Consider the following 16,632-nt stretch of genomic DNA (forward strand, 5'->3'; position numbering starts at 1 on the left):
GGAACGCGCCGCGCTCATACGCGACGCCATTCGGTCGATCCGCCCGGTTTGTCTTCAAGTGCGATGCCGGCGTCGAGCAGTTCCGCCCGAATCCGGTCCGCTTCGGCATAGTCCTTCGCTTGCTTCGCCGCGACGCGCGCGGCGATCTTCGCTTCGATCTCGTCGGCTGCGAGCCCGCCCGCCTGCGCGGCACCGGTGCCCTGCTGCAGGAACGCGCGCGGTTCGCGGCCGAGCAGGCCCAGCAGGCCCGCCAGTTGTTTCAGCTGCCGCGCGAGCGATGCATCGCGCGTGCGGTTGACCTCGCCCGCCAGTTCAAACAGCGTCGCCACCGCGACCGGCGTGTTGATGTCGTCGTTCATCGCGGCCGCGAAACGCTGCGCGTGCGGCTCGTTCCAGTCGAGCTCGAGTGCGTCGGGCTGGACATCCTTCAACGCCGTGTACAGGCGCGTGAGCGACGCGCGCGCATCGTCGAGATGCACGTCGCTGTAATTGAGCGGCGACCGGTAGTGCGTACGCACGATGAAGAAGCGCATGACCTCGGCGTCGTACCGCTCGAGCACTTCGCGGATCGTGAAGAAGTTGCCGAGCGATTTCGACATCTTCTCGTTGTCGACCTGCACGAAGCCGTTGTGCATCCAGTAATTGACGAACGTCTGGCCGGTCGCGCCTTCGCTCTGCGCGATTTCGTTCTCGTGGTGCGGGAATTGCAGGTCCTGCCCGCCCCCGTGGATGTCGAAATGCTCGCCGAGCAGCGTGCAGCCCATCGCGGAGCACTCGATGTGCCAGCCCGGCCGACCCATCCCGTATTTCGATGCCCACGACGCGCCTTGCGGGTCATCCGCCTTCGCGCGCTTCCACAACACGAAATCGAGCGGATCTTCCTTCGCGTCGTTCGCGGCGACGCGCTCGCCCGCGCGCAGGTCGTCGAGCGACTTGCCCGAGAGCTTCCCGTAGTTCGCGAACTTGCGCACCGAATAATTGACGTCGCCGTCGGCCGCCTGGTACGCGTAGCCGTTCGTCTCGAGCTTCTCGATCATCCCGAGCATCTGCGGAATGAACTGCGTCGCGCGCGGCTCGATGTCGGGCCGCTGGATGCCGAGCGCGGCTTCATCCTCGTGCATCGCGCCGATGAAACGGTCGGTCAGCGACTTGATCGTCTCGCCGTTCTCGAGCGCGCGGCGGATGATCTTGTCGTCGATGTCGGTGATGTTGCGCACGTACGTGACCCGATAGCCGATTGCACGCAGCCAGCGCTGGACGAGGTCGAACACGACCAGCATGCGCGCGTGGCCCACGTGACAATAGTCGTAGACGGTGATCCCGCATACGTACATCCGCACTTCGCCGGACTGGCGCGGCACGAAGACTTGCTTGTCACGCGCGAGCGTGTTGTAGATGCGCAGTGATTCCATAGAGATGAACCGTGAGCCGAAGGAAACCGCCCTGGCGAAGCTCGCCCAGCATGCGAAACGGAAGGACCACTTGCTGCGGCACGACGCCGGGCGTCCTCGGTATCACATGGGGCGGTCAGGCTGCAAGCACAGCGGTGACGGCCACGAGAGGCAAAGAAAGACTGTCTACGGCTCGCCGGAACGCGCAGACGTTTTGTTAGAATGGCTCGGAGTATAACATTCCGATTTACGCCTATGAAACCTCATCGCGGCCGCGCGCCGAGCGCTGCGACCCTCGTTGCGACCGCCGTCATGGGCGTCGCACTGACGCTTTTCGCGGCCCCCGCGGCACATGCGCAAAAGGCCCCGGCCACCGCCGACGGCACGCCCGAAATCGACGCGTCGATCACCGGCAAGCAGTGGAAGCAGGCGCTCGCGCAACTCGACGCGCGCATCGCGGCGAATCCGCACGACGTGCAGGCGCAGTTCAAGCGCGGCACCGTGCTCGCCCGCCTGAACCGCGACGACGACGCGATCCAGCAGTTCGTCGCGATCACGCAGGCCTACCCCGAACTGCCCGAGCCGTACAACAACCTCGCGGCGCTCTACGCGAAGCACGGCCGCTACGACGAAGCGCGCAGCGCGCTCGTCACCGCGACGCAATCGAACCCGAGCTACTCGCTCGCGTACGAGAACCTCGGCGATCTCTACCTGCGCCTCGCGGCCGAATCGTACAAGCGTGCGCAATCGCTCGGCCGCACGAGCGGCGCGACCGCGCAGCGCCTCGCCGATCTGCAGAAGATCGTGTCACCGCCGAAGGCCGCGCCGAACGCCCACGCGGCGAAGCCGGCCACGCGCGAGTACACCGATCGCGCCGCCGCGAACGTGAGCACCACCACGCTGCCGATGTCGCCGACGTTCCAGTTCAGCGGTCCGTCGGGCGCACTGGCGGCGCCGTACGTCGCGCCGTCGCAATAAGCGGCGCGGCCTTCTTTCCCTCCCAACCTGAGGATCGCAATGAAACGTCTGTTGCTGGCGCTTGGCGGCGCCGCCCTTCTCGCGACCGCGCCTGCTTTCGCGCAATCGGCCACCGCGCACCCCGTCGTGCAGCTGAAGACCTCGCAGGGCGACATCCGCGTCGAGCTCTACCCGGAGAAGGCGCCGAAGACGGTCGCCAACTTCCTCGATTACGTGAAGGCCGGCCAGTACAACGGCACGATCTTCCATCGCGTGATCAAGGGCTTCATGATCCAGGGCGGCGGCTACAAGACCAATTTCGAGGAGAAGCCGACCCGCGCGCCGATCCCGCTGGAAAGCCGCAATGGTCTGAAGAACCTGACGGGCACGATCGCGATGGCGCGTACCAGCGATCCGAACTCGGCCACCGCGCAGTTCTTCATCAACACGGTCGACAACGGCGGCCTCGACTACCCGAACCCGGACGGCAACGGCTATGCGGTGTTCGGCAAGGTCGTGTCGGGCCTCGACGTCGTGAAGAAGATCGAGGGCGTGGCGACGACCTCGCGCGGCCCGATGCAGGACGTGCCGGCCCAGCCGATCTTGATCGAATCGGCCAGCATCGTCTCGAAATAAGCACTTGCCGGCACGTCCGGCGCCACACGCGGCCGCGTCGCACGACCGGCCGCGTGCCATTTAAACCGCCTTACCGAAGGAATTCATCATGGTTGAACTGCATACGAACCACGGCGTGATCAAGCTCGAGCTGGACGCCGCGAAGGCACCGAAGACGGTCGAGAACTTCCTCAACTACGTGAAGAAGGGCCATTATGACGGCACGGTGTTCCACCGCGTGATCAACGGCTTCATGATTCAAGGCGGCGGCTTCGAGCCGGGCCTGAAGCAGAAGCCGACCGACGCGCCGATCGCCAACGAAGCGAACAACGGCCTGAAGAACGACAACTACACGATCGCGATGGCGCGCACGAATGATCCGCACTCGGCGACCGCACAATTCTTCATCAACGTGAACGACAACGACTTCCTGAACCACTCGTCGCCGACGCCGCAGGGCTGGGGCTATGCGGTGTTCGGCAAGGTCGTCGAAGGCCAGGACGTGGTCGACAAGATCAAGGGCGTCAAGACCGGCAACGCGGGCTTCCACCAGGACGTGCCGGCCGACGACGTCGTGATCGAAAAGGCCGTGGTGGTCTGACGCACGGTTGTTACGGAGGCACTTCGATGTTGCAGGAGAGTCCGCCGCGAAGCGTCTCCGCGGGCGTGCCGGGCGAGCGCGAATACGCGCAAGCCGCACGCCCGTTCCTGTTTCTGTCCGATCTGCACCTGAGCGAGGCGATTCCGAAGACGGTCGCCGCGTTCGAGCATTTCGTGAAATACACGGCCGACAGCGCCGACTCGGTGTTCATCCTCGGCGACCTGTTCGAATACTGGATCGGCGACGACGTGCTCGACGACGATCCGTTCGCGGCACGCATGGCCGCGCTGATGCATACGTTCTCGGAGCGCGGCATCGCGCTCTACGTGATGCACGGCAATCGCGATTTCCTGCTCGGCCGGCGCTTCATGAAGGCGGCCGGCGCGATGCTGCTGCCCGACCCGGCGCTGATCATGGCGTTTGGCCAGCGCATCGTGCTTGCCCATGGCGACGCGCAATGCACGGCCGATCGCGGCTATCAGGTGTTCCGGCGGTTCGCGCGCAATCGCGTCGCGCAGGCGCTGTTTCTCGTATGGCCGTTCCGCTGGCGCCGCGCGCTCGCCCAGCGGATGCGCTCGAACAGCGAAGCGGGCCGGATGCGCCCCGTTTCGGCGATCTACGATGTCACGCGTGAAGGCGTGGCCGCGCTGTTCAAGAAGAGTCGCGCGAGCGTGATCATTCACGGCCACACGCATCGCCCCGCGCGCCACCTGGAACCGGGTGGGATTCGCTGGGTATTGCCCGACTGGGATCTCGACCACGGCACGCGGCGCGGCGGCTATCTGCGCGTCGACGCCGAAGGCATCCACGCGATGCCGCTCGACTGACGCGATTGGTACGATCGGCGCGACTGTCGCTGCCGGCAGCCGCCGGCAGGCGCCGCGTTACGACTGGCGTTCGACCGCCTTGCCTTCCAGCACTGCCGACAGCCTGCGCAAATCGAGACGCGCCGCGTCCGCGCCCTGTAGCGTTTCCAGATGCGTGCCGAGTTGCTCGAGCGCCGCGACGATCTCGTCGACGCGCCGGCTTTCCTTCGCCGCGTGATCGATCAGCCCGTGAATCGCGAGCGACATCGGGTCGTCCGCGTTCGGCGTGATCCCGTATGCGCAGAACGCGGCGCGCTCGGGCTGCGGCTTCGGTTGCGCGGGCATCACGATGCGCGCCGGATTGCCGACCGCAGTGCCGCCTGCCGGCACCGGCTTCACGACCACCGCGTTCGAACCGATCTTCGCGCCCGCGCCGACCGTGAAACCGCCGAGCACCTTCGCGCCCGCGCCGACGATCACACCGGCCTCGAGCGTCGGATGGCGCTTCGCGCCGCGCGTGAGCGACGTGCCGCCGAGCGTCACGCCCTGATAGATCGTGCAGTCGTCGCCGATGATCGCGGTTTCGCCGATCACGACACCCATCCCGTGATCGATGAATACGCGCCGGCCGATCGTCGCGCCCGGGTGAATCTCGATCCCCGTCAGGAAGCGCCCGGCCTGCGACGCGAAGCGTGCGAGCCAGTAGCGTTTCGCGCGCCAGCACGCATGGGCGAAACGATGCAGCACGAGCGCGTGCAGCCCCGGATAACAGGTCAGCACTTCCCAGGCACTGCGAGCGGCGGGATCCCGCTCGCGAATCGTCGCAACGTCTTCGCGCAGTCTAGTGAACATGATCTGGTCTGGGCTGGGGAAAAGGCCGGGCGTTATCGCGCCGGGTAATTTGCTTATGATGTCCGGCGATTGTAGGGCCACTCGGGCGAGGCCGCACAACGTCGCGCGTTCACCCCGCCGGCGGCACGGGTATTCACGCGGGACGCCTGTTGTCGCCGAGCGACACGATCAGCCGGTGGATTCGCGCGGGCCGGGACGCAGTCATCGGGCGGCCGACGCAGCGCGGCCGCGGCAGGCGAAACGCAGCCGCCAAACACCTGAGCGGCCGGCCGCCGGCCTACCGGCCGCTTACGCGTCGCCGGCAGGCGTACCGGACTTCAGCAGGATGTGCTTCGCGATGCCGCGCAGGATGTTGACTTCCTCGCGCTCGAGGCCCGTGCGCGCGAACAGGCGCCGCAGCCGCGGCATCAGCTTCTTGGGGTTGCGCGGGTCGAGGAAATCCAGTGCGACCAGCGCGTTCTCGAGGTGCGCGTACATCCGCTCGATCTCGTCGCTCTGCGCGAGCGTGCCGACCTCGGCCTGCGCCTGGTGCAGCTCGCTCCCCCGCTCCAGGAACGCGACGCGCAGCTCGTACGCGAGCACCTGTATGGCCTGCGCGAGGTTCAGCGAGCTGTAGGCCGGATTCGCCGGGATATGCGCGAGCGCGCTGCATTGCTCGACGTGCTCGTTCGCGAGGCCCGTGCGCTCGTTGCCGAACACGAGCGCGATGTCGCCGGCGCCGACCTGCATGCACGCCTGCTCGGCGGCCGCACGGGGAGCCAGCCGCGGCGGCCCGTATTCGCGCGTGCGGGCGGTCAGCGCGATCGACCAGTGGACGCCTGACAGCGCGTCGCCGAGCGTGGGCACGACATGCGCGGACGCCAGGACGTCGTCGGCGCCGCTCGCCATCGCGATCGCCTCGGGGTCTTCCTGCACGTGCGGCACGCGCGGCGCGACCAGCACGAGCCTGGAGAAACCCATCGTCTTCAGCGCGCGGGCGGCCGCCCCGACATTGCCGGGATGGCTCGGCTCGACGAGCACGAAACGGGTGGACGTGAAGCCGCCGGACGGCGGCGGGGACGAGGCCGCGCCAGATTCGGAGGGCGCGGCGGGGTTCAGCGGAGTTTCCACTACATACGACTCGGTTCATCGGAATGGCAGTATGGTAGCGCCATCGCCCCGGCAAACCCACTCGTCCGGACGGCCAGTGGGGTTTCCCCGCATCCTGGTCACCTGAAACTCTCGAAAATCGGGTAAAATCATGTGTTTACGCGTCGCATCTCGTGCGACGCGGGTCGTACCCCGCTCTTTGTCAATTCGCGTCTCATTTCGCCCGGCACGTTTGTGCCGTTCCAGGCGGTGTGTTCCACTTCGTGGCGGCTCGTGCCGCCGGCTACAGGATCCAGGCTCATGCATCCCATGCTCAACATTGCTGTCAAGGCTGCGCGCCGCGCCGGACAGATCATCAACCGCGCCTCCCTCGACCTCGACCTGATCGAGATCCGCAAGAAGCAGCAGAACGACTTCGTCACCGAAGTGGACAAGGCCGCCGAAGAGGCGATCATCGAGACGCTGAAGACCGCCTACCCCGACCACGCGATCCTCGCGGAAGAATCGGGCGAATCCGAGAACGAATCCGAATTCAAGTGGATCATCGATCCGCTCGACGGCACGACCAACTTCATCCACGGCTTCCCGTACTACTGCGTGTCGATCGCGCTCGAGCACAAGGGCGTCGTCACGCAGGCCGTCGTCTACGATCCGAACAAGAACGACCTGTTCACGGCGACCCGCGGCCGCGGCGCGTACCTGAACGACCGCCGCATCCGCGTCGGCCGTCGCGACCGCCTGGCGGACGCGCTGGTCGGCACGGGCTTCCCGTTCCGCGAGAAGGACGGCCTCGACGCGTACGCGCGCCTGTTCACCGAAATGACCCAGGCCTGCACGGGCCTGCGTCGTCCGGGCGCGGCCGCTCTCGACCTCGCGAACGTCGCGGCCGGCCGTCTCGACGCATTCTTCGAGCAAGGCATCAACGTGTGGGACATGGCGGCAGGCAGCCTGCTGATCACCGAAGCCGGCGGCCTCGTCGGCAACTACACGGGCGACGCCGACTTCCTGCATCGCCATGAGATCGTCGCGGCGAACCCGAAGATCTATGCGCAGATGATCCCGATCCTGAACCGCTACAGCCGCGTGCATCCGGCAGCGGAGTAAGCCCGTGCCGCGCCCGCGCGGCACGGCTTGCGCATCAACCACTCGCTGGCACCGTCATGATGGAGCGCTCGTTGCCTTTCCGTTATCCGGGGGGCGAAGTAATCTTCTCCACGGAGCGCTCGCTTCGGGCGCCCGTCCTGACATTGCCCGAGTGGCCCGGCCTGACCGGTGTACCGCCGCGCGTGCCGCGCTTTCCGATGCCGGATGATCGGCTTCGGGGATGCCCGGGCAGCGCACGCCGCCGCCAGCACGCCGGCCCCCGCCTGTCTCAACACCGCCACGACTGCGTGGCACCCGTATCCGAATACTCATGTTACGGCTAAGCGAACTGAAACTCCCGCTCGATCACCCCGAGAGCGCCCTCGAAGCCGCGATTCGCGCGCGCCTCGAGGAGCTTGGCGTGGCGGCTGACGGGCTCCTCCGTTACACGGTGTTCCGCCGTGCGCACGATGCGCGCAAGCGCTCCGACATCAAGCTCACGTATATCGTCGACGTCGAGGTCAAGGACGAAGCATCCGTGCTTCCGCGACTCGCCGTCACGCCGCATTGCGCCGTGACGCCCGACATGGCGTACCACTTCGTCGCGAAGGCGCCCGAGCACGGCAACTTCTTGCGCCCGGTCGTCATCGGCATGGGGCCGTGCGGCCTGTTTGCGGGCCTGATCCTCGCGCAGATGGGGTTCCGTCCGATCATCCTCGAACGCGGCAAGGCCGTGCGCGAGCGCACCAAGGACACCTTCGGCTTGTGGCGCAAGAGCGTCCTCAATCCCGAGTCCAACGTGCAGTTCGGCGAAGGCGGGGCCGGGACGTTTTCCGACGGCAAGCTGTACAGCCAGATCAAGGATCCGCACCACTACGGCCGCAAGGTGCTCGACGAATTCGTCAAGGCCGGCGCACCGGAGGACATCCTGTATCTGAGCCGGCCGCACATCGGCACGTTCCGCCTCGTCAGCATGGTGGAAAAGATGCGCGCGACCATCCACGAACTGGGCGGCGAAGTGCGCTTCGAAAGCCGGGTCGAGGACATCGAGATCGATCAGGGCAAGGTGCGCTCGCTGACGCTGTCGAACGGCGAAACGCTGCGCTGCGACCACGTCGTGCTGGCCGTGGGCCACAGCGCGCGCGACACGTTCCAGATGCTGCACGATCGCGGCGTCTACGTCGAAGCGAAGCCGTTCTCGCTGGGCTTCCGGATCGAACATCCGCAGGGGCTGATCGATCGCAGCCGCTTCGGCAAGTTCGCGGGCCACAAGCAACTCGGCGCGGCCGACTACAAGGTGGTCCATCACTGCAGTAACGGACGCGCGGTCTACAGCTTCTGCATGTGCCCGGGCGGCACGGTGGTCGCGGCGACTTCCGAGCCGGGCCGCGTGGTCACCAACGGCATGAGCCAGTATTCGCGCGCCGAGCGCAACGCGAACGCGGGCATCGTCGTCGGCATCACGCCGGAAGACTATCCCGGCGGCCCGCTGGCAGGCATCGCGTTCCAGCGCAAGTGGGAAGAGCGCGCGTTCGAACTCGGCGGCGGCGATTACAGCGCGCCGGGCCAGCTGGTCGGCGACTTCATCGCGGGCCGCCCGTCGACGTCGCTGGGCTCCGTGGTGCCGTCGTACAAGCCTGGCGTGCGCCCGACCGATCTCAGTACCGCGCTGCCCGACTACGTGATCGAAGCCATTCGAGAAGCGCTGCCGCAGATCGACAAGAAGATCGCCGGCTTCGCGATGCACGATGCGGTGCTCACCGGCGTGGAGACGCGCACGTCGTCGCCGATCCGGATCCGTCGCAAGGACGATTACCAGAGCGTGAACGTCGAAGGGCTGTATCCGGCCGGCGAAGGCGCCGGATATGCGGGTGGCATCTACTCGGCGGCGATCGACGGGATCGAAGTCGCGCAGGCGGTGGCGCTCGATCTGGTGTCGGCGCACGCGTCCTGATTGGTTGGTGAGACTCGGCGCACGCAGGTCGGTGCGCCGGGTGAAGCCGGCTTTTCAATTCGTGCCCGGGGAATGGGATCGAATCGCCGGATTGGGCCGACGGCTTCCACCGCGATTTTCTGCTACTGGCTGAACGGTGAACTTCGCGCTTGTGCGCTGAAGCCACTCGTGAGCTCGGGTAGCTCAAGCGACCACTTGGCGCTGGATCCAATGACCACGCTGTCGCCCGAGGCCTTTGCTGGCCACACTCAGATGATGCGGCAGTACCTGCGCCTTATCTGACAAGGCCTCAATCAGAAAGCTAAGCCGCGACCTACGCCCGGCAATTGCCTTCGGTCAGCAGCACCCTGCCCTCACACGCCTTTTGGCAAGCGCACCGCGAATATTGTTTCCGTCTGATCGGACCGCGCGTCAATACGGCCGTGGTGTGCCTTTGCGATTTCGCTCGCGATGAACAAGCCGAGCCCCAAGCCAACATCGTCACTGGGCACGTTTGCTTGATGCGCTCCGCGCTGAAGCGGGTCGAAGATGCGGTCCAGCGTGCGCCGATCCATTGCCGGCCCACTATTCCTAATCTCGATGAGCACTTCCGCATCAGCCGATGCTGCCGCCACCCATACCGGTGTCGCGGGCGTTCCGTACTTAACGGCGTTGCTCACGAGATTGCTCAGCAACCGCTGCATTCGCTGATCATCCCAGTCACCTCGGAGGTCGCCGCTTACATCGAGATGGATTTCGCGATCGGGATGAGCCACCTGCAATTCCTCAACCACATTGGCGAGCACATGGGCGAGATCAATATTGCGGGGAACGACATTGATGCCTACCCCGAGCTGGGTCCGATTGAAGTCGCAGAGATCGTCAAGGAGGCCCTGCATCCGGCCACCGCTTCTGATCAGCCGGGCCGCGGCCTCCGACACCGCCTCCCCCGCATTGAGCGCGGCAAGATAGGACGCTGTTACGTGAATGGTCTGCAGCGGGGTACGCATGTCGTGACCCAGCATACCGAGCAACAAGTTGCGAGACTGTTCGACCTGTTCGGTAAAGAAAGCAAGCGATTCTGCCAGCGCTTGATCTATCGCTTCATTGAACCGAATCATGTCATCCAGATCAGGCGGACTCGGCTCGCACTCGTCGATCCATAAGCGCAGCACACTGGCACGCAGCGCTCGATACTCGGCCGCCAACTGGTTGATGTTAAAGCCCCGCCGGGCCCGCAGAACGGCATGCGTCTGCGCGGCCGTCTCCGTGGCCTTCACCGGTTTGGGCGCGAGCCCCAACGATTTTTCACGTTGCTCTTCTGTTGTTTGCGGGGTCGTTATGTCCTTGGCTACGGCCTCCAGGATCTGGCGCGCATGGTCGCGCAACGCGAGCGAGTCCATGCTCCTGGCGGCTGGTAGCAGCGTGGCGGCAAACGCTTCCCACTGCACCAGGATCGGCTCTATGTTCCTAACAATGAAATCAGCTAGCCGCATGTCGCCCCTCATAACAGAATGACCGACGGGTGCTTCTGTCGTCCTTGCGCGATATTAAGTGAATACCGGGAACCGGCGCAATTACATCGAAAGCGAGGCATAATCGGGCCGTCGAATGCCCGCTACCTTACGACCTGATCAGACCATTGTGTGGGCCAGGGGGCGGGCGGACGCGCGCGAAGCTGCTTCCGCCAATGTGCCGGAACTAATGTCAAAGCGAACTTCGTGGTTACCCGTCAAAGCAGGTATAAACTCGCCCACCGAAGCAACTTTTCGCGGTCCCGTGGGCACAAAACCAATCACCGTACCTGCCAGCGTCACCCCAGTGATGCAGCAGTACCTGCTGCCTTATGTGACAAGCCTTGGCACACAAAGCTACGCTACGACCTGCGCTCACTCTTTTTGGGAATTGGCCGTTAGACCGCGACACCTCAATCAGTGACGATGTCCCCGGAATTTATAAGGATCGCAATTTCCATGAATACCAATGCGATACCTAAAAAAGAAGATATTGCATGCCAATAGCTATACGTCCAGATCGAGTGGGTGACCTCATGACACGAGCCATGCGCGCAAACAAAGTAGTGGAGATCGCGCACATAACCGTTCAGGGCGTCACCGCCCAGATAGACAGCGGCGCCCCAGAAAGCGAAGAAGTTGAAAAAAACGAGCACGCTTGTGACACGTAGTATCAACTTGGCACGCCTCGACATTTCTTTGAACTTTACAGTCATGACAAGCCTTCCGACCAAGCACGGGGCCAACGCCTGAGGCAGCGCCCATACAGTCACAATCTAAACTGTCGACCGCAAATGGCATGTCGGGGTTGGCACTACGTTGCGTGTTGTACCTGCTGCGCTAGGCCCACGAGCTAGGACAGCCCCCCTGTCGCTGCCGATTCCCAACCCCCTGCAACTGGCCAAACGGCGAACTTCGCGCGTGCCCGTCCGGGCCACTGGTAAACTCGGGCAACTCAAGCAACAACTTTACGCCGGATCTATGACCACGCTGTCGCCCGAGGCCTTTGCTGGCCACACCCCGATGATGCAGCAGTGCCTGTGCCGTATCTGACAAGCCCGCGATCAAAAACCTACGCTGTAACCTACGCCAACCTTTTGCGTCGGTCTGCCCCGCATTCAAGCGGGTTCATTGAGTGCCGCACCATCGCTCCAAAGTAACAGCTCCACGTGGTTCCGGCTCGTGGACTCGAAAATTGGGGACAGGAAGATGCCGATACTGGACGGTACGTGCCGACCCCGGAAAACCGACGAGCCGGGTGTATCATGCGGGGCTCGCACGATAGACACAGCGCCTAACTGTAGGGCCTCCAACTTTGAGATTTCATTGCCGATGCTGAATTTTGTGCACATTCACAAGTACCGATCTTGTACCGACGTTCGCTTTGACAACATCGGCAGGATAACCGCGCTGATTGGACGGAACGGAGCCGGCAAGACAAACGTACTTAAAGGGATTGAATGGGTCGCTGCGATAATTTCGGACCGCGCGGCCAACAGCCCGGCGGCATCCCATCGCGTACTTCGGGATGTCGAGGAGCCCGGCTCCGTCACCATCTCCTTCGCAATCGAGGGGGGGGCGTATACGTACTTCATCAATAAGCTAACCCGATATCGGCGCAGCGACGATGGTTCCGTGGAGGCCCTGGAGATATTCAAGGAAGAGCTTACTGAACATGGACCCCGTGGTCCCGTGAAGCTGCTAGAGCGCGACAATGAGCGGGTGATCTTCGGGGCATCAGGAACGGAGGTGGCCGTCTCCACGTCTTCCTCTGCAATCGCTGCTTTGATAGCGTTACTCCCAGAGTCCGACAGCCTGCGACCACGCCTAGATGCTATCAGGGAATTCTTTGCCGGCGTCATCTATTACCCGCTCGAGCAAGCGCTTGGGGGAGTACCGCGCACGAGAATTGTTACAGCGGAAGACTTTGCTAAATGGAACGCCCGACCAAACCGATTTCTTCTCAATAGTGTAGAAAGCACTATCATGAGAGTGATTAAGCTTTTCCTAGAGAACCCGAAGAAACTTGAGGAATTGCAATCCTTGCTGGGTGATGATGGTCTTGGTCTCGTGCGGCGCATCGATGTACAGAGAATCGAGACTCATTTGGATGACTCTGCTGATGATGCTCACCAAGACGCCAACGGTTCTGACGAAAAGCGATATCTCTACTTCATACGATTCAGCCCGTGCGGACAGACCGGTTTCTTCTCGTTCGATAGCCTTTCGTTCGGCACAAAGCGCGTTATTCAACTCGTTGCATCAATGCTAGTTGATCAAGCTTCTGTCGCCCTAATCGAACAACCTGAAGACGGGATTCACCCGGGACTACTCCATAAATTGACGCCCCTCTTGCGCACCTATGCAGAAGACAATCAATTCATTCTGGCCAGTCATGCGCCCGGGGTACTTGACAGACTTGAGCCCAAAGAAATTCGCCTCGTTGAAATGACAGAAAGCGGCACGACGGTTCGCGCCTTGAGCAGTGACGAACTCAGCATTGCACATGACTACTTGGCGGACGATGGTCCACTTTCTGATTTCTTGGAATCTCTGTAGGAGGATGCCTTGTACGGGGTAATCGGCGAAGACCGGTCAGACGTTGAAACATTGAAGGTTATCATTCGCAAGTTGGCCAACAATGAGAATGTACAAATTAAATCGAAAGGGTACAGCAGCTGTGGCGAAATGCTTAGGAAAGGCGCCACGCAGCTGAAAGCGTTCGAAAAGTTGAACTGCACCCGTTTTATAGCGTGCTACGACTCAGACCGCGCCACACCCAAAGATAGAAAGCAAGAATTGATTGACAAAATATTCACGCCGGCAGCATTGAAAGGGGAATGTTGCGCCCTAGTTCCAATCCAAGAGTTGGAGTCTTGGATCCTAGCCGACCTTAAGGCCGTAACCAATGTAATAAAAAGCTGGCGACCTGAAAAGGAAGAGAAATACCCGGAGAGGATTAGCGACCCCAAAGAATATCTGGAAAAGCTCAGCAGAAAGAACCATCGCCCTTTATATAGCCATGCAACCCACAATCCAATTGTCGCAAAATATCTAGACTTGGACGTAGTACGTGAGCGCTGCATCTCGTTTCGTCCGTTAGCGGCCATTGTGCAGAACGGAGAGGGAAACCTCACGGAAGAGGAAGACTCCTAATCTCAGTTGCATTCCGTGACAGTGACATTCACTGCCATGCTTAGTGGAAAGGCGGAGGGAATCTATAACCTAACACCCTTCGCATCCGATACAGTCCCCGGCGCTTTTTCTTCGGGTGCATGGTCGCTGATTGCCCAGGAGAGACCGCGTAGCAGAAGTTTGTGGATAGCAGCCGGCCGTGATCTACGGCAACAAGCCGTGCTACGCAAGCCCCCCTGGTAAATTCGTCACCCAAAGGAACTTTTGTCCGGTCACATGAGCACGCGATCCCGTAGTAGCATCCGCGCCTGTCACTCCAATGATGCAGCAGTACCTGCGGCTTATCTGACAAGGGCAAGCGTACAAAGCTACGCCAAGAGCTACGCCTGCGCTTTTCGCGGACCGGCCCTTACCGACCCGGTCGAACGCCAACGGAAACAGCAGACTCAAACCCTTCGAACTCCCGCCTTCCCTGAAGAATCGTGATCTTCATGTGGTACCGCCCCGGCGGCAAAATAGAAGCATAGATCATGCGATCATATGCGCCGCTAAGATTGGCGCCGAGCTCGTGCGCAGCAATACCTTGAATAGTCCTGTCGACATCAATCGACGCGTTTCCAGTGGCGGCCGTCAGCTTTAAATTGGCAGGCTGCACGACCCCAGGATTGGCATACTCGCCGGTATGCAACCGGCCACCATCTCCCACCAATGGGGCAAGTCGCTTTCGCTCTCCTTCGTCTTTGTAGTGAAATCCGAGGTAAAAGATATACAGACGCGCCTCGGTTATTTCGACTTCTGCGCTTGCCGATGCCCCGGACCTACTGGCATCTATTGGAAGAAACACCTCATATATTTTACTTATCGCGACACTGCAAATCGGCATCGCAGCGAACGCCAATATGAATAGAAAGCCCATATACCGGCATATCGATCTTGTCGCTTTCATCGCCGCTCCCGAGACAGCCCCTCGATGCCATTGTTCGAAACGCCAAGTTCCGCAGTCATCTCCAGGGTGAAGATGTTGCGGAAGATAGCTGGAACGCGGTTGTGCTGCCGTCAATGATCGGATTGTCGACAATCGCGGTCCCGATGTCGACGATCCGTTCATCGCTGCCGATAGCTGCCGCCCGCCTCGCCGACACCTGATCGGATGGCAAACTTCGAGCGATCGGTTGCGTGCTGCAACCGTCACTTCAACGATGCAGTCGTACCGGTGACTTACTTGTCGGCCGCTGCTTGAATCTCTCGGCAAAAGTTCTTCAGAGTTCCAGGGCATTGTGTGTCCGCATTTCGGGCGATCCGCCTCAACCGTTCTGCTGGGACTGTAGCGTCAACATGCCGGACAATGAACGCGCGGAACGCTGGGTCCGAAACGATCATGGGTTCCAACTGCTGAATAGTGCCCCAGTGATCTGCGAGCAAAAGAGTGTTTGATTCGCTGAACCCTTCCGCGACTCCCCCATCGTCACAATTTGAGAACGTTCGAAATTGTCGATACAACTGCTTCCAGGACGTGGCGGCATCAGAAACAGCCTCGGCCTTCCGAGCTTGATCGGAAGTGCAAACGTTGGGTCCGGCGGGCGCCGTGGACGAGTAGAAAATGGCGACTAGCCATAGTCCGAAGTAGCGACGTGTCGTTTGGAAGGTTGCGGCGTCGACCGACGGAACGTGGGCGCTTTGCGTCTCATGACCAATCCCGTTCACTCGGACACCTCCTCGATAGCCTTTAAAATCACTTGTTGGTCGTCGATTACACTCTCATCTCCGGAAAAGCGCGACATCTCCATATGTCCATCGTCGAACACGTCGATCTCGATACGCTCACCGGGCACAGTTATCGAGATCAGAATGGTGTCCGGGCGATGCCGGCCCAATGTATAAAAGAGGCGGCGTTCGTCCAGGTTGCTAAGCAATTCGTACAAAGGATGCGTCATATATCCTCCGTCACGGTCAGCAGATCACGACAAAGCCGAAAATGACGCGGTAGATCGATTCGTTCACGTAGCGGTCTCCGGTCGACATATCGAGGAAATGGACAGAACGTCCGATGCTCGATCAACGAACCCCTACAGTCACAATCTAGACTTTCGACCGCAACTGGCGTGTCGGGGTTAGCACTATGTGGCGGGTTGTGCCCGCAGCGCTACGCCCGCGAGGCAGGACAGGCCCCTGACGCTGCCGAGTCCCCCTGCACCTGGCCAAACGGCGAACTTCGCCCAGCCGCCTCCGGCCCACTGGTAAACTCGGGCAGCCAAAGCAACTTTTCCCGGTCACATGAGCATGCAACCCACCGCAGCACCTGCACCCGTCACTCCAATGATGCAGCAGTACCTGCGCCTTATCTGACAAGCCTTAGTACAGAAAGCTACGCTAGGACCTACGCTCACCCTTTTGAGGTTCGGCCGTTACGGGTGCCGGGCCGGGAACGACTTCAACGCGGAATTACTCGATGGCCGTGCCGCGAACGCAACACTGTTGCGCAGGGCTTGGAATCGCTGGGTGGGACGTAGATTCCCGTCAACCCGCTTTGGGCGCAGCGCTTGTTCTCTATGGATCGATACGGCTGTTTCTCCAGCAAAAAGACTACGCGACCCTACTGTCTTTCCGCCGCATAAAATCAAGCAGAACTGCTATCAGAAAAAGGAATACTGCCGCA

At 61.7% G+C, this 16,632-nt stretch carries 15 protein-coding genes; 8 read left to right on the forward strand and 7 right to left on the reverse strand.

Going from position 1 to position 16,632, the window contains the following annotated elements; all coding sequences use genetic code 11:
• Positions 1-14: 14 nt before the first annotated feature.
• On the reverse strand, positions 15-1,412 hold the full coding sequence (gene cysS / locus F3J14_RS08565; protein WP_166722605.1) for a cysteine--tRNA ligase: 1,398 nt from the start codon (positions 1,410-1,412) through the stop codon (positions 15-17).
• A 234-nt stretch (positions 1,413-1,646) separates the two neighbouring features.
• On the opposite strand from cysS, the gene F3J14_RS08570 reads away from it, so the two are divergent.
• The 4 genes from F3J14_RS08570 to F3J14_RS08585 all read left to right on the forward strand — a co-directional run bounded on the left by F3J14_RS08570 (position 1,647) and on the right by F3J14_RS08585 (position 4,391).
• Positions 1,647-2,369 (forward strand): tetratricopeptide repeat protein, encoded by a 723-nt coding sequence (locus F3J14_RS08570; protein WP_166722606.1) that lies wholly within the window; start codon positions 1,647-1,649, stop codon positions 2,367-2,369.
• Between the two features lie 39 nt (positions 2,370-2,408).
• Entirely contained in the window at positions 2,409-2,984 is a 576-nt protein-coding gene (locus tag F3J14_RS08575; protein WP_006751617.1) for a peptidylprolyl isomerase, read from the forward strand.
• A gap of 88 nt (positions 2,985-3,072) precedes the next feature.
• The gene (locus F3J14_RS08580; protein ID WP_166722607.1) at positions 3,073-3,564 is read left to right on the forward strand and encodes a peptidylprolyl isomerase; all 492 of its coding nucleotides are present in this window, start codon (positions 3,073-3,075) and stop codon (positions 3,562-3,564) included.
• A 26-nt stretch (positions 3,565-3,590) separates the two neighbouring features.
• Entirely contained in the window at positions 3,591-4,391 is an 801-nt protein-coding gene (locus F3J14_RS08585) for a UDP-2,3-diacylglucosamine diphosphatase (RefSeq protein ID WP_006751615.1), read from the forward strand.
• Between the two features lie 57 nt (positions 4,392-4,448).
• Here the strand turns inward: F3J14_RS08585 and cysE are convergent, their stop codons facing one another.
• Positions 4,449-5,222, reverse strand: a complete 774-nt coding sequence (gene cysE, locus F3J14_RS08590) for a serine O-acetyltransferase (RefSeq protein ID WP_006751614.1) — start codon at positions 5,220-5,222, stop codon at positions 4,449-4,451.
• Positions 5,223-5,510: 288 nt separating this feature from the next.
• A complete protein-coding gene (locus tag F3J14_RS08595; protein WP_166722608.1) occupies positions 5,511-6,332 on the reverse strand; it encodes an RNA methyltransferase in 822 nt (273 codons plus the stop codon).
• Positions 6,333-6,611: 279 nt separating this feature from the next.
• On the opposite strand from F3J14_RS08595, the gene F3J14_RS08600 reads away from it, so the two are divergent.
• The gene (locus F3J14_RS08600) at positions 6,612-7,415 is read left to right on the forward strand and encodes an inositol monophosphatase family protein (RefSeq protein ID WP_006751612.1); all 804 of its coding nucleotides are present in this window, start codon (positions 6,612-6,614) and stop codon (positions 7,413-7,415) included.
• A 310-nt stretch (positions 7,416-7,725) separates the two neighbouring features.
• Positions 7,726-9,348: an NAD(P)/FAD-dependent oxidoreductase gene (locus tag F3J14_RS08605; RefSeq protein ID WP_166722609.1), complete on the forward strand. Its 1,623-nt coding sequence runs from the start codon at positions 7,726-7,728 to the stop codon at positions 9,346-9,348.
• A gap of 353 nt (positions 9,349-9,701) precedes the next feature.
• Here the strand turns inward: F3J14_RS08605 and F3J14_RS08610 are convergent, their stop codons facing one another.
• Both F3J14_RS08610 and F3J14_RS08615 read right to left on the reverse strand, forming a co-directional pair.
• Positions 9,702-10,823, reverse strand: a complete 1,122-nt coding sequence (locus F3J14_RS08610; RefSeq protein WP_166722610.1) for a sensor histidine kinase — start codon at positions 10,821-10,823, stop codon at positions 9,702-9,704.
• A gap of 431 nt (positions 10,824-11,254) precedes the next feature.
• Positions 11,255-11,557 (reverse strand): hypothetical protein, encoded by a 303-nt coding sequence (locus tag F3J14_RS08615; RefSeq protein WP_166722611.1) that lies wholly within the window; start codon positions 11,555-11,557, stop codon positions 11,255-11,257.
• Positions 11,558-12,173: 616 nt separating this feature from the next.
• Here F3J14_RS08615 and F3J14_RS08620 point away from each other — a divergent pair.
• Together F3J14_RS08620 and F3J14_RS08625 are read left to right on the forward strand one after the other, a co-directional pair.
• The gene (locus F3J14_RS08620; RefSeq protein WP_247682164.1) at positions 12,174-13,400 is read left to right on the forward strand and encodes an ATP-binding protein; all 1,227 of its coding nucleotides are present in this window, start codon (positions 12,174-12,176) and stop codon (positions 13,398-13,400) included.
• A 9-nt stretch (positions 13,401-13,409) separates the two neighbouring features.
• Complete coding sequence (locus tag F3J14_RS08625) at positions 13,410-13,997, forward strand: DUF4276 family protein (protein ID WP_166722613.1); 588 nt, start codon at positions 13,410-13,412, stop codon at positions 13,995-13,997.
• A 388-nt stretch (positions 13,998-14,385) separates the two neighbouring features.
• On the opposite strand, the gene F3J14_RS08630 is transcribed toward F3J14_RS08625, so the two are convergent.
• Positions 14,386-14,892 carry a DUF5625 family protein gene (locus tag F3J14_RS08630; RefSeq protein WP_166722614.1) on the reverse strand — a complete coding sequence of 169 codons (507 nt, stop codon included), beginning with the start codon at positions 14,890-14,892 and terminating at the stop codon, positions 14,386-14,388.
• Between the two features lie 784 nt (positions 14,893-15,676).
• On the reverse strand, positions 15,677-15,910 hold the full coding sequence (locus F3J14_RS08635) for a hypothetical protein (RefSeq protein WP_166722615.1): 234 nt from the start codon (positions 15,908-15,910) through the stop codon (positions 15,677-15,679).
• Positions 15,911-16,632 lie beyond the last annotated feature (722 nt).

It is taken from the genome of Burkholderia sp. Tr-862 (genome assembly GCF_011753085.1).
Taxonomy (GTDB): domain Bacteria; phylum Pseudomonadota; class Gammaproteobacteria; order Burkholderiales; family Burkholderiaceae; genus Burkholderia; species Burkholderia ambifaria.